We start from the raw sequence: 13,862 nt of genomic DNA, 5'->3' as shown, positions 1-13,862 counted from the left end.
TTAGCCCATCAGCTCCGCAAACAAGTCATCCAGGCGGGCTACGGGTACCACTTCTATCTTATAATCCGATAAGGGTAGTCCCTTGGCGTTGTACTTGGAGATATAAATCTTCCTGAAGCCCAGTTTTTCGGCTTCCGAAATCCGGCTGTCAATCCGGTTGACCGCCCGTACTTCGCCCCCCAACCCTACCTCAGCCGCAAAGCATGCCGACGCCGGAACGGCTATATCTTCGTAAGAAGATACTATTGACGTAGCCACCGCCAGGTCAATGGCCGGGTCTTCTACCCGGAGTCCGCCGGCTACGTTGAGGAATACATCCTGAATACCTAATCTGAATCCACCCCGCTTCTCGAGTACGGCCAGCAGCATCTGCAGGCGCTTGGCATCAAAGCCGGTACTGCTACGTTGTGGGGTTCCGTAGTTAGCCACACTCACCAGCGACTGTATTTCGATCTTAAGCGGACGGTTACCTTCCATCATGGAGCCGATGGTGATACCGCTCAGGGGCTCGTCGCGCTGTGAGATCAGAATCTCCGACGGGTTAGTCACCTGCCGCAGCCCCGTTCCCAGCATCTCGTAGATACCCAGTTCGGAGGTACTACCGAAGCGGTTCTTGACCGTACGCAGGATCCGGTAGGTGGTATGGCGGTCGCCCTCGAACTGCAGTACCGTATCCACCATGTGCTCCAGTACCTTGGGGCCGGCCAGCGAACCTTCCTTGGTAATATGGCCGATCAGAAATACGGGTGTACCGGTTTCCTTGGCATACTTCATGATTTCCGAAGTACATTCCCGCACCTGCGACACACTACCGGCGCTGGACTCGATCAGCGGCGACTGCATGGTTTGGATGGAGTCAATGATGACTACATCGGGCTGAAACTCTTCTATCTGGCGGAAGATATTGGTAGTGGAGGTTTCGGTCAGGATAAAACAGTTCTCACTTTTGGTATCCAGGCGCTCGGCGCGCATCTTGATCTGCTGCTCCGACTCTTCACCCGATACGTACAGGACGCGCTTATTCGAAAGGGTAAGGGCGATCTGCAGCATCAGGGTAGATTTACCAATGCCCGGCTCGCCACCGATCAGCACCAGAGCCCCCTGTACAATCCCACCACCAAGTACCCGGTTGAGTTCCTGGTCCGTAGTCAGGATGCGGGGCTCTTCTTCGTAGCGAATTTCACCAATGGCCTTGGGCCGGCTGGCCAGACTAATGGACTTCCAGCCTACCTGTGCTTTTTTATCTTCTTTTTCGACGATTTCTTCAACGAAAGTATTCCATTCGCCGCAGGAAGGGCATTTTCCCAACCATTTGGGAGAGTTATAACCACAATTTTGACAGAAATAGGCACTTTTGGCTTTAGCCATAGGGGTATTTACTTTTTTGATTGTCTTAGGGGTACCTGTACGATACCTGACCTTCATGAGCCATGGAAGAATCAGCACCTGAAAGTACAAACTTTATTAACATCGTGTATCTAAAAAAGGTGCCGCAGGTATGTAAGCAGTAGTGATCATTTCGTTATTGAACAAACGCATCTATTAGATTAAAAAAACCATGAAAAACACTCACCTCGGGCTGCTTGCCCTCATGCTATGCCTCGTCGCTCCTCAACTCTCATTCGGACAGGCCAAAGGTTTTGCTTTTGGTATTAAGGGCGGTGTTAACCTTTCCAAACTCTCCATGGGTGAAGTACTGACCACCCGGTACGACAGAAACGGTAATCCTTACCTGGGCTACAACGGCCAGGTAGTACGGGACAACCTGCGCGAAAGCTACGATACCCGTACCGGATTTGTGGGCGGTGTGTACGCCCGCTTCGGCAAAAACCTCTTTATTCAGCCCGAAGTACTGGTTTCGACCAAGGGAGGCAGTTTCGACATTATAGATAACAGCGGTCCAACTCCCCAGACCAGCAATGTCAACGTTACCTTCAGCAACATAGATGTACCCATTCTTATTGGTTTGAAGGGCGGACCACTCCGGATCAACGCCGGCCCAATGGCTTCATTCCGTATTGGTGATAACCAGCGCCTGCGCGATGCCTTTGAGCACTATACTTCAGGCAGCTTCAATGACGCCATGTCGCAGGCCGTATATGGGTATCAGTTTGGTGCCGGACTGGATATTCTGGGCTTCAGCCTGGATGTTCGCCGCGAAGGCTCTTTCAATGATGTTGCCGCTTTCAGGGTCAACCAGAACCAGGTAGGTGGTAGCTCTTCTACCGTACGTCAGCGTCTCAACTCATGGCAGGTAACGCTGGCGATGAAGCTCCTATAGAAAAGCTTTAAATAGCTTTTTAGCAGCGAGAGCCGCTCCGGTACCGGAGCGGCTCTCGCTGTATGTATACCTGTTACTGAGTACTGATACGCTTTAAATGAAGTAAAAATAGGTATGGATATAGCCGGTAGGATTGCTCTAAAGAAACAAGCAGCCACCGTTCTAGCGATGGCTGCTGTTCTCGATTTAACCCACTAAAAATGAAGCTTATGATATACTCATGCGTATACTATCAGGCACTGATACGGCTCTGATACGCGTTGAGTTGTTCGGCAATTTCTTTGATCTTACGACGAGCTACCACTACTTCTTTGCCGCACACCATCCGGATTACCCGGTCGTCGTCTACGCGGTCAATGATGAATCCGGTATTTACGATATACGACTTATGTACACGTAAGAAAGAATCGTTAAGATGTTCACTAAGGCTTTTGAGTGTACGGGATACCAGATACCGCTTTCCACGGCAGGTATATATGTAGGTATAGTTACCCTCTCCTTCCAGGCAAGTAATCTCGTCAGGTGAGAGCCATTGGATCTGCCCCATTATATGAATAGCAATATCAGTGCCCTGCAGTGTATGCGTATAGCTGGTAGCAGTTGCGGCTGTCGCTTTATTTATCGAGTAGTTTGCAATGGTATCCATGATTTCCTGAGTATATAAGTGAGCTTGTGATTTCTGTATCAAAACTACTCCTTTAGCCACTTCCAGAAAATACGTATAACTACGCGCCAAAAATTAAATCATTGTATATCAGCACATTACAAAATAGCTAACCACTCAAATGACGTAGCGCCACTTACTAAAACAGGTGTTCCTACGTATTGCATATCTGTATTTAATAATATAGCTAATAAGTAAAAAAGCGGGCTCCTGCTGCGTCATCTCCCTTGTACATCCACAGTTTCTGGTTCGCCCTCCAAACTTTATATATCTTTGCAGCCAAATAGCCTTAATAAAGCAGATACGATATGATTACCGAACGGGTAAAAGAACTACTCACCGAGATCGAGAACAGTACGGTAAGTAACAAGGAACAGCTGGAAGCCTTCCGTATGCGCTACATTAGCCGCAAGGGAGTCGTGACTGAGCTGTTTGATCAGTTAAAAAATATACCCCAGGAAGACCGCCGGGCGGTCGGCCAGGAGCTTAATACATTAAAGAATGCGGCCCAGGATCGTTTTCAGGCCTTTACTACCCAGTTGGAAGAGCAGTCGGACAATGGTGCCGACTCGCAGATAGACCTGACGCTGCCGGTAGTACCTAACCAGTACGGCAGCATACACCCGCTGACCATAGTACGTCGCCGGATCATCGAGATATTTGAGCGCATGGGCTTTAATGTATCAGACGGTCCCGAGATCGAGACGGACTGGTACAACTTCAGCGCCCTCAACTTCCCTGACAACCACCCTGCCCGCGAGATGCAGGATACCTTCTTTATAGAGAAGAGCGCCGGTGAGGTAAAGGACGACGTACTGCTGCGGACCCATACCTCCAACGTACAGATCAGACTGATGGAGCACAAGAAGCCCCCCCTGCGCTCAATTATGCCGGGTCGGGTATTCCGCAATGAGGCCATTTCGGCCCGGGCGCACTGTGTGTTCCACCAGGTTGAAGGTTTGTACGTGGATAAAAACGTAAGCTTCAAAGATCTCAAAGATACCCTGTACCACTTTGCCAAGGAGATGTTCGGTCAGGACTCCAAGATCCGTCTGCGTCCCTCCTACTTCCCCTTCACCGAGCCCAGCGCTGAGATCGACGTGACCTGCTTTATATGTAAGGGCGAAGGCTGCAATGTGTGTAAGCATACCGGATGGGTAGAGATCGCCGGATCGGGTATGGTAGACCCTAATGTGCTGGCCAGCTGCGGCATTGATCCCGAAGAGTATACCGGCTTTGCCTTTGGTATGGGTATCGAGCGCATTACCATGCTTCGTTACGGTATCAAGGACCTGCGCCTGTTCACCGAGAATGACGTCCGGTTCCTGCGCCAGTTCGAAGGAGCTTAAATAAAGAAAAAAAGGAATTAATAACTACAAAGGGGAGTTGCTAACGTTAGCAACTCCCCTTTGTAGTATACAGCAACTTTCAGATAGCTTAATTCCTAACACTTATCGCTTTCAGAACCGCGTCTCCAGGTACACACGCATCATCTGGTGCCAGGTAGGCCAATCATGAGGATACTCAGGCCCCCAGATATCCAGCTCATGAGCCACACCTTTAGAGCTCAGTATAGTAGAGATATGGCGTGACGCGTTGGGATCTTCGTATTCACCGGAGCCCGAGATAAAGTGGATGTGACGGCTCTGCCGGTACTTGCACAGGTGCCACTCGGCGTTGAGGTTGGGCAGGTAGTGTACGGGTGAATTGAAGTACACGTTGTCGTCATGGTAGCCCTGGGTATAAACGGTTAAGTCATAGCACCCGCTCATAGCAATGATGCCATTGACCAGATCAGGATGCTTAAAAAATAGGTTAGCCGCGTGCAGGGCACCAAACGAAGCTCCACCAGCTATGATAGGGGTTTCCTCACTGGTTTTTTCCTTGACAAAAGGAATTACCTCTCTGAATATGTAATCATTGTAGTGTTGGTGCCGGATGGCTTTGTCCCTGCCCTCCATGTAGTGGTTCATCCAGCTCTCAGCGTTAATGCTTCCGATACAAAACACCTTCAGCAGACCAGCGTCGATAAAGGGCTGGATGCTCTCGATAAGACCATGCCGCTCATACTCCATAAAATCAGAGTCAGCCGTAGGGATCATCAACAGCGCAAACCCGTAGTGACCATATACGGCCACATCCATGTATTTATCAAGTGCCGGGCTGAACCAGCCTGTTACCTCACGTTGCATAGGTATACTTCCTTTCTATAGTAATGGTGTTTACTGATGAACAAGGGTACTATTATACTACTAATTACACCCCTATTTGTTCAGACTTTTAAAGGAAGAAATGCCCTCTACATAGCTGTACAGGCGGTTTGTATAACAACTAATATACTATATACGCATTTAAAATAAATGTAGCTACCAGACTATACGTCAGGAAGGCTACTGGGGAGCCTCTTCCCTACTGTCCCTTTTTATCTATCATTCTGACTAACAAGCTATGACGCTTTGTCATTAAAGCTATCAGTATCTCTATAAACACCGCCATTTTAACAGGTTTTAGCCTTAGGTACATAGTTTGATAGTATATACCTATAATAGCAACCAAAACCAATAAGCCATGAATTTTAATCAGTATACCATTAAAGCGCAGGAGGTGATCCAGCAGGGTGCTCAGATTGCCCAAGGCAATCAGCAGCAGGCCATCGAAACGGGTCACATTCTGAAAGCAATATTAGAAGAAGACGGAAATACGTCGGGCTTCCTGATGAAGAAGCTCAACGTGAATCAGCTACGCCTCCAGCAGGCTCTGGACGCCATCATAAGCGGATATCCTAAGGTATCAAGTTCACAGGTTTTCCTGGGGAACGACCTGTCGACCGCGCTGACCAAGGCACAGAGCTACCTGAAAGAGTTCAATGATGAGTTTGTAAGTATTGAACTAATACTACTGGGCTTAGTCGGCGGAAAGGACTCCGTCGCTCAGTTGATGAAGGACGCTGGTTTTAGAGAAAAAGAACTGAAAGAAGCTATCAAGGAACTAAGAGGTAAAAATAATCCCGTGAAAGATCAGAACGCAGAAGCCAAGTACCGTTCGCTGGAACGCTACAGCAAAAACCTGAACGAACTTGCCCGCGCCGGTAAGATCGACCCCGTGATCGGTCGTGACGAAGAGATCCGCCGGGTACTACAGATCCTGAGCCGCCGCACCAAGAACAACCCCATCCTACTAGGTGAGCCGGGGGTAGGTAAGACGGCCATCGTGGAAGGTCTGGCCCAGCGCATCGAGCAGGGCGACGTTCCCGAAAACCTGAAATCCAAGATTATCGTATCGCTGGACATGGGTCTGCTTATAGCGGGTGCCAAGTACAAGGGTGAGTTTGAGGAGCGCCTGAAGGCGGTGATCAAAGAGGTGACCGACTCCGAAGGTGAGATCATCCTCTTCATCGACGAGATCCATACCCTCATCGGAGCCGGTGCCGGTGGTGAGGGCGCAATGGACGCCGCTAACCTGCTGAAACCCGCGCTGGCGCGTGGCGAGCTGCACGCGATCGGTGCCACTACGCTGAAAGAGTACCAGAAATATATTGAGAAGGATAAGGCCCTCGAGCGTCGCTTCCAGGCAGTCATGGTCGACGAGCCGGACGTAGCGGATGCCATCAGTATCTTGCGGGGTATCAAAGAGAAGTACGAACTCCACCACGGGGTACGTATTCAGGATGATGCCGTGATCGCGGCCGTAGAGCTGTCAAACCGCTACATTACGGACCGCTTCCTGCCCGACAAGGCAATTGACCTGATGGACGAAGCGGCTTCCAAGCTGCGTCTGGAAATGGACAGTGTTCCCGAGGAACTGGACGAACTGAACCGCCGGATCATGCAACTGGAAATTGAGCGCGAAGCTATCCGCCGGGAAAATAACCATGAAAAAGAAATGGTACTGAATAAAGAAATTGCGGACCTCAGTGAGCAGCGTAATACTCTAAGAGCCCAGTGGGAAACCGAAAAGGGTATAGTGAACGAAATCCGTACGCTGAAAGAGCAGGCTGACCAGCTACGTTTTGAAGCTGAGCAGGCCGAACGTGCCGGTGATTTCGGTAAAGTAGCCGAAATTCGGTACGGCCGTATCCCGGAGGCTCAGAAAAAGCTGGAAGAGCTACAGAAGTCGGAAGGAGAGCGCAAGCTGATGCAGGAAGAAATTACTTCGGAAGAAATTGCCGAGATAGTAGCCAAGTGGACAGGTATACCGGTTAGCAAGATGCTGCAGAGCGAGCGCGAAAAGCTGCTCAACTTGGAAGATGAGCTGCATCGCCGCGTAGCCGGTCAGAACGAGGCCATTCAGGTAGTAGCCGATGCGGTACGCCGCAGCCGGGCCGGCCTGCAGGACCCCAAGCGCCCGATTGGTAGCTTCCTGTTCCTCGGACCAACTGGTGTCGGTAAGACCGAGCTGGCCAAGACCCTGGCTCAGTACCTCTTCAACGATGAGAATGCCGTAGTACGTATCGATATGAGTGAGTACCAGGAGCGTCATGCGGTAAGCCGTCTGGTAGGAGCGCCTCCGGGCTACGTAGGCTACGACGAGGGGGGTCAGCTGACCGAAGCTGTACGCCGCAAGCCCTACAGTGTAGTACTGCTCGACGAGATCGAAAAGGCGCATCCTGACGTATGGAATATCCTGCTGCAGGTACTGGACGAAGGACGACTGACCGATAACAAGGGTCGAGTGGCTAACTTCAAGAACACGATCATCATCATGACGTCCAACATCGGTAGCCATATCATTCAGGAGAAGTACGCGGAAGACGAAGGCTGGAACCACTCCCTCATTATGGAGGAGGCCAAGCAGGCCGTACTTGACCTGCTGAAAGCCTCGGTAAGGCCGGAATTCCTGAACCGTATTGACGAGATCGTACTCTTCGAGCCACTGACTCAGGGCAACATCCGAAAGATCGTGGATATCCAGTTCCGTCAGATTCAACGTACGCTCCTCGAGCAGAGTATCACGCTGGATGCTACCGATGAAGCGTTGACCAAGCTGGGTGAGGAAGGTTTCGATCCGGCCTTTGGTGCCCGCCCGCTGAAGCGAGTCCTGCAGCGTCGGATACTCAACGAGCTATCCAAGGGTATCCTAAGCGGCCAGATCGCTAAAGATGCCGTGATCATGATGGAGGTCAATGACGACGGTGAGATCGCCTTCGAGAACGTCGGCGGTGGTGTCGAAATCTAATAAATAGTACCTGCTATATATGCATAAGAGGTGCAGCCTACGGGTTGCACCTCTTTTTTTGTTCTGCGTGAATAGCTATTTTACCTATATCTTTTTGGCTAAAAACACCCGATGTCACGCAACCCGATTGTAAATCGGGTTGCTATCACATTTGCATTTTAAACCGGGACACGTAGTTGCAGCAAGATAGCTAAAAGCTACTACCTCTATTTAAAGTCCCGTAGCTCTTTTAGCATTTGCTCCATTGTCATAATTTTTAGTTTGGGATCAATCTGAAAAAGCTCATCAGGCAGGGGCTGGGATGTCACGGATTCCAACGTATATCGCACCAGCCATCCGTACTGTGATTCAGTAAACTGTAAAGGCGTACCTTCAACACCTTGAAGGTGTTCAAAAAACTGCTTTACCGGAACATCCAGAGCCTTAGTCACCTGAGCTTCCAGGGGTTGACTTTTGTCTGAACTCATAATAATCACCTCCTCCACAGGCATGGACAGAATGGTTGATCTTGAGCCTGTCTTCCTGCTCGTATAGCTCTTTACCAGTCCTTGTGATGCAGCCTTGGATTTATTTATCCTTTCTTCATCATACGACATAAACATAGCTACCGGGGGTGCCGAGATAAACTTTGACTCTCCCGTAATGTAGACTCCTTTCTTGTTTCTTATCTGGGTACTTACTTCTTTGGTAGCAGGCCTGTATTGATTAACCCTCGTACTTTCAATACGTATCAGATCTCCTTTCTTGTAAAGCTTAAACTGAGCCCCTATAAAAGCGGACGGATGTCTTTGAAGACTGCGTATTGTATCTACACGATAAATGAGTGTACCTTCTTCAAAGACAGTCTGAGCATGAGTCTTGCTGATCTGAATTCCTGATAGCAGAAGTATCGGAATAAGTATCCGAAAAAGCATTATTAGTGATTATGAACGAGGAGGGTTTACAATAATAGACTTACGTGGGCAAGTTAGGGCCAAGCCTGCGCTATTCCATACAACGCTCTAGTATTTTATCCAACGGTCTTACTAATTGCCCGCCTCCCCTACTCGTCCACACTCAGCTGCCCCCGTATTTCACCGCCTTTATAAGTAGCTGAGTGAATATTGACGTAGTACATTCCCGCTTTCAGGTCGGCTTCCTGCTCTTCGGTCAGGGTTGTGGTGTAGTTGTAAGGAGAAGTAAAGGTGTTTCCAAAGTCAAAAAGTACTCCTCCGTTGGTACCGGCCGCAGCCTTGTGGATGTGCCAGGCTGTGGGGGTAACGCCCTGGTAGGTGATTGTAAGCTTCAGCTCGTTGGTGTCGTTGTTGTAAGTACCCTCGGCCTTGCCGGTAGCGGTTGAGGGATTTGCGGGTACTTCAGAGGCCCCCGCTAAGGTTGCCATTACCGGCACCTCCGGCGATACTTCCTCTTCCTTGTCCTTACAGCTCACTGTCAGCAGCAACAGGCTTACCATCCATAGTAACATGGGCTTTTTCATCGTATTCAGATGTTTAAGTAAAAATTAGACCTTATCATTCACCATGAATACGTAGTAACTTAATCAGAGGTTGCTTCACCTACTAAATTAATACCGGACTGTATGAAAAGGCCAGGAAAATCAGCAGCAGGCACGCAATTTTTAGAAGAGCCACAGAAAGACAAACCGGTACCTGAGGTACCCCAAACACAGAAAGTACATGGCTTATTCATTTGAAATACCATTCAGTGATGATCCTAACTCAATCATCAACCGGGCCCGTAATACCATACAGGGAGCACAGGGTTCTTTTACAGGAGATACCAATACAGGAGAATTCGCGGTACCGGCCAAGATCGGAACCGTAGAAGGCAACTACGCTATCCAGAACAATGTGCTGCGGGTCACCATCACCAAAAAGCCTTTTATTGCTCCCTATTCCATGATCGAAGATGCCTTACGAAAGTACCTGGCCTAGGCGGGATTTTCTGTTATGGCTAGGCTAGAAGGAAGTACACAGAGATCTGCCGGAGGGTGGATCTTTTTTCTGTGAAATATCCTCTCAGTAGGTGCATTAAATCCCCGCTATAACGCTCATTACACTTTAAATAGCTTTGGAATAATCTTTTTTCTATCTACTGTACATATAGTAGAAATTTAAAGTAAATGTGAGTCATGGAAATGAAGTTGAAAGGAAAAAAGGTAGCGATACTGGCTACGGATGGATTTGAGCAAGTAGAATTGACCGAACCAAGAAAAGCTCTTGACGAACAGGGAGCCGAAACATATATAATCAGTCCCGAAAAGGGTACCATCAAAGGCTGGGATAAGACCAACTGGGGTGACTCGTTTGAGGTAGACAAGTCAATCGATGAGGTAAATGTCGATGAGTATGACGCCTTGCTACTACCCGGAGGAGTACTTAATCCCGACCAGCTCCGTACCAACGAAAAGGCGGTGCAGTTTGTCCGGGAATTTTTCGATGCCGGCAAGCCCGTAGCGGCCATTTGCCACGGCCCTCAGATGCTGATCGAGGCCGATGTAGTTCGGGGCCGAAAACTGACCTCTTACCCATCTGTCAGGACGGACCTGCAGAATGCCGGAGCCAACTGGGTAGATGCCGAGGTAGTAACCGATCATGGCCTGGTGACCAGCCGTAAGCCGGATGACATACCTGCCTTTAACCGCAAGATGGTAGAGGAGTTCCGGGAAGGTGTACATGAGCAGCAACACGCCTGATCCAGCTTACTCAGGTATCTGTCATTGTATATAGATCAGCAGAGGAAGAGCGTAGCCCAACCGGGATACCTCTTCCTCTTTTTTTATCTTACCCCTCAATCTGCCCTTGGCTTTTTCACTACTAAAAATATTTTAGGAACAACAACAGTAGTTACGTACGTACTGGTACATTTTTTATATAAAATAAGATTTTATCATTCCTCGTAAAATCAAAAACTGATGAAAGTACCAGCCAATTTAAAAGGCACACGTATTGCCATCCTGGTTGCCGATGGGTTTGAGCAGGTAGAGATGACCGAACCCCGAAAAGCACTGGATATGTGTGGAGCGACCACGCATATTATCTCCCCCAACAAGGATACCGTCAAAGGCTGGAATCAGATTGAGTGGGGAGAAACTTTTGAAGTGAATGTACCCCTGGAACAGGCAAGGGCCTGCTACTACGACGCCCTGCTGCTACCGGGAGGAGTAATGAATCCGGATACACTGCGTATCAACGCGCGGGCGGTTGAGTTTGTGCGTTCCTTTTTTTTGAATCAAAAACCCGTTGCTGCTTTATGCCACAGCTTGCATCTGCTCATTGAGGCCGATGTAGTACGTGACCGCACGCTTACCTCCTACCCTTCATTACGCAAGGACCTGGAAAATGCCGGTGCCCGCTGGGTGGACCGGGAGGTAGTAGTGGATCAGGGGTTGGTAAGCAGCCGCAAGCCCGACGACATACCCGCTTTTAACGAGAAGATGATCAAGGAGATAGCCGAAGGTATCAATTGCAGGCAGCACGCCTGATGTACTGTAGAATCAATACACTAATTGTATAATACAAGAGGGAGCCGGCGTACCGGCTCCCTCTTGTATTATACATTCTCTACTTTCGCTTTGATAAGGTACTGCGACATTACCTGGTATAGTTGTCTGACGGCGTAGGGCTTAGGCAGGTACCCATTCATCCCAACTTCTCGGGTGAGTCGGGCCGTCTCGGGACTATGATCGGCCGAGAGAGCCACTATGGGTACCTCCTCATCTAATTTTCTGATTTCGGTACTTAATACAAATCCGCTCATACCCGGCATCTGAAGATCCATCAGGATGAGGTCATACCTTGACTCCCGGGCCGCCTCCAGCGCCTTAAGGGGGGATGAAAACAGTTCATACCTGATACCCTTTCGGCCCAGTGAGTGGGCGATCAGCTTGAGGTTAAGCTCACTGTCATCCACAACCATGACCTTAAATCCAGAGAAGTCGTAATCCTGTTGTTCCTCATCAACGGCCACTTTGCCTCTTGCTTTTCGGAAGGCTATTTCAAAGGTAAAAGTCGAGCCTTTGCCTACTTCACTGTTCACCCGGATCGAGCTGTCAAACAAGCTCAGCAACTTTTGGGTAATAGACAGCCCTAGCCCGGTGCCGCCATAGTTACGGGTAATCTCAGCGGAGGCCTGCGTATATTCATTAAAGATAACCGCAAGTACCTCCGAAGACATACCTATACCGGTATCAGCTATCTGAAAATGAACAGTTATCTGATCACTGGTATCATCGGGCACAGTGATGAGCTTAATCTGGATCAGTCCTTTCTCAGTAAACTTGATACTGTTAGATACCAGGTTATTCAATATCTGAAGCAGCCGTGTAGGATCGCCCAACAGGCAGGTCGGCAAGGTAGGGTCTGATACTATTTCAATGTGGTTGCCCCTTTTGCTGGCCCGGTGCAGGTTTGACTGCACCACATTATTGACCAGTTCTACCAGATTGAAAGGAATGGATTCCAGCTCGACTTTGCTTGCTTCCAGCTTGCCCAGATCCAGAATATCGTTGACCAGCGAAAGCAAAGTTTCGGCCGAGAAGCGCAGTGCCTTGAGGGGCGGCTGCTGGTCGGCCCGTGGGGTTTCTTCGATCAATAGATTGGTATAGCCTACAATCGAATGAAGTGGATTCCGGATCTCATGGCTCATCACCGACAGAAAATCGCTTTTGGCCTTACTGGCCTGTTCGGCCTTTAGCTTCGCCTCCATCATTTCCAGGTTGGTAGCTTCGAGCTGTTTCTTTATAATCTCCAGCTCCTCCGCTTTTTTGCGCAGCTCCAGCTGGTGCATGACCTGATTGGCCAGTGCCAGCAGGGACAGCCTTTGCTTTTCAGTAAGCTCTTTGGGTTTTTGATCTATGACACATAGTGTACCCAGCGCGTGGCCCTCAGATGTAGTAAGCGGTGCCCCGGCATAAAATCGCACATAGGGATCACCGGTCGTAAAGGGATTATCAAAGAAGCGGTCATCCGAAAGGGTATCAGGTATCTCCAGGATTTCCTGCGGATTCAGAATGGCATGGGCACAAAATGCATAGTCGCGGTGGGTTTCGGAGGCATTCAGCCCATGAGCTGACTTAAACCACTGACGTTCTTCGTCAACCAGTGAAATCAGAGAAATAGGAGTACCACAAATCTCAGAAGCAATCAGGGTAATATCGTCAAAGTCCTTTTCAGGGAGAGTGTCCAGGATATTATACTCCTGTAACACTTTAAGTCTTTCCGGTTCATCAGAAGGTATCAATGCTGACTTCATGCAAGCTATTGTTATTCGTACAAGTCTACCACACAATAAGTTATTTCATCTTTCCGGCGCACCATTATACATGCCTACTACTGCTTTACTCCCCTCCAGCTAATCAGGGTCGTATTTCTGAATAATAGTATGCACAATAACGACAAAGTGTGTGTAGAACCCAAATCAACAGCCCATAAAAATACGTATTATTACGTATTGTATTTGCAGAAACTACCTACTTAGTACAATTATAATACCAAAGTGATTACTTAGATACATCTTCTGTAAATTCTCCTCCTGAATAAATCTTTACCGCTCACTGGTACTAGTACAGGCGTACATCAACTGCCACAATCCATTGACACTCTGCCTTTATCTTGAAATATCCCCATTCTCCTTTTCACTTCCATAAACCGCTTTCACTTTACCGTTCACTAAATAGGCCGCTCCCAATCATATACATTCTTAGAAGCCGCGAAGCTTAACCTTCCATTAAATATCTTACTA

12 protein-coding genes are annotated in these 13,862 nt (G+C 48.8%); 6 read left to right on the top strand and 6 right to left on the bottom strand.

The genetic code is table 11. From position 1 onward, the window contains the following. The gene (radA, locus tag JUB14_RS11205; protein WP_207506076.1) at window positions 1–1,368 is read right to left on the bottom strand and encodes a DNA repair protein RadA; all 1,368 of its coding nucleotides are present in this window, start codon (window positions 1,366–1,368) and stop codon (window positions 1–3) included. 190 nt (window positions 1,369–1,558) lie between these two features. On the opposite strand from radA, the gene JUB14_RS11200 reads away from it, so the two are divergent. Beyond that, the gene (locus tag JUB14_RS11200) at window positions 1,559–2,281 is read left to right on the top strand and encodes a porin family protein (protein WP_207506074.1); all 723 of its coding nucleotides are present in this window, start codon (window positions 1,559–1,561) and stop codon (window positions 2,279–2,281) included. A 232-nt stretch (window positions 2,282–2,513) separates the two neighbouring features. On the opposite strand, the gene JUB14_RS11195 is transcribed toward JUB14_RS11200, so the two are convergent. After that, entirely contained in the window at window positions 2,514–2,927 is a 414-nt protein-coding gene (locus tag JUB14_RS11195) for a LytR/AlgR family response regulator transcription factor (RefSeq protein ID WP_229367746.1), read from the bottom strand. Window positions 2,928–3,253: 326 nt separating this feature from the next. Here JUB14_RS11195 and pheS point away from each other — a divergent pair, with 326 nt between their 5' ends. Continuing rightward, window positions 3,254–4,294, top strand: coding sequence for a phenylalanine--tRNA ligase subunit alpha (pheS, locus tag JUB14_RS11190; protein WP_207506072.1), 1,041 nt, complete (start codon window positions 3,254–3,256; stop codon window positions 4,292–4,294). A gap of 111 nt (window positions 4,295–4,405) precedes the next feature. Here the strand turns inward: pheS and JUB14_RS11185 are convergent, their stop codons facing one another. Beyond that, entirely contained in the window at window positions 4,406–5,137 is a 732-nt protein-coding gene (locus JUB14_RS11185) for an esterase family protein (protein WP_207506070.1), read from the bottom strand. 376 nt (window positions 5,138–5,513) lie between these two features. Between JUB14_RS11185 and clpB the strand changes: the two genes are divergently transcribed. After that, the gene (gene clpB, locus JUB14_RS11180) at window positions 5,514–8,120 is read left to right on the top strand and encodes an ATP-dependent chaperone ClpB (protein WP_207506068.1); all 2,607 of its coding nucleotides are present in this window, start codon (window positions 5,514–5,516) and stop codon (window positions 8,118–8,120) included. A 206-nt stretch (window positions 8,121–8,326) separates the two neighbouring features. Here the strand turns inward: clpB and JUB14_RS11175 are convergent, their stop codons facing one another. Then, window positions 8,327–9,034, bottom strand: a complete 708-nt coding sequence (locus JUB14_RS11175) for a hypothetical protein (protein ID WP_207506065.1) — start codon at window positions 9,032–9,034, stop codon at window positions 8,327–8,329. A gap of 128 nt (window positions 9,035–9,162) precedes the next feature. Continuing rightward, window positions 9,163–9,597 carry a CHRD domain-containing protein gene (locus JUB14_RS11170; protein ID WP_207506063.1) on the bottom strand — a complete coding sequence of 145 codons (435 nt, stop codon included), beginning with the start codon at window positions 9,595–9,597 and terminating at the stop codon, window positions 9,163–9,165. Between the two features lie 199 nt (window positions 9,598–9,796). Here JUB14_RS11170 and JUB14_RS11165 point away from each other — a divergent pair, with 199 nt between their 5' ends. The 3 genes from JUB14_RS11165 (at window position 9,797) to JUB14_RS11155 (ending at window position 11,604) form a co-directional block, all read left to right on the top strand. Then, complete coding sequence (locus JUB14_RS11165) at window positions 9,797–10,054, top strand: hypothetical protein (protein WP_207506061.1); 258 nt, start codon at window positions 9,797–9,799, stop codon at window positions 10,052–10,054. Between the two features lie 197 nt (window positions 10,055–10,251). After that, window positions 10,252–10,815 carry a type 1 glutamine amidotransferase domain-containing protein gene (locus tag JUB14_RS11160; protein ID WP_207506059.1) on the top strand — a complete coding sequence of 188 codons (564 nt, stop codon included), beginning with the start codon at window positions 10,252–10,254 and terminating at the stop codon, window positions 10,813–10,815. Window positions 10,816–11,034: 219 nt separating this feature from the next. Beyond that, complete coding sequence (locus JUB14_RS11155; protein WP_207506057.1) at window positions 11,035–11,604, top strand: type 1 glutamine amidotransferase domain-containing protein; 570 nt, start codon at window positions 11,035–11,037, stop codon at window positions 11,602–11,604. A gap of 68 nt (window positions 11,605–11,672) precedes the next feature. On the opposite strand, the gene JUB14_RS11150 is transcribed toward JUB14_RS11155, so the two are convergent. After that, the gene (locus JUB14_RS11150) at window positions 11,673–13,373 is read right to left on the bottom strand and encodes a response regulator (RefSeq protein WP_207506054.1); all 1,701 of its coding nucleotides are present in this window, start codon (window positions 13,371–13,373) and stop codon (window positions 11,673–11,675) included. Window positions 13,374–13,862: the final 489 nt, after the last annotated feature.

The sequence above is a fragment of the Telluribacter humicola genome, from assembly GCF_017355935.1.
Taxonomy (GTDB): Bacteria; Bacteroidota; Bacteroidia; order Cytophagales; family Spirosomataceae; genus Telluribacter; species Telluribacter humicola.
This window is presented reverse-complemented; position numbering and strand designations above follow the sequence as displayed.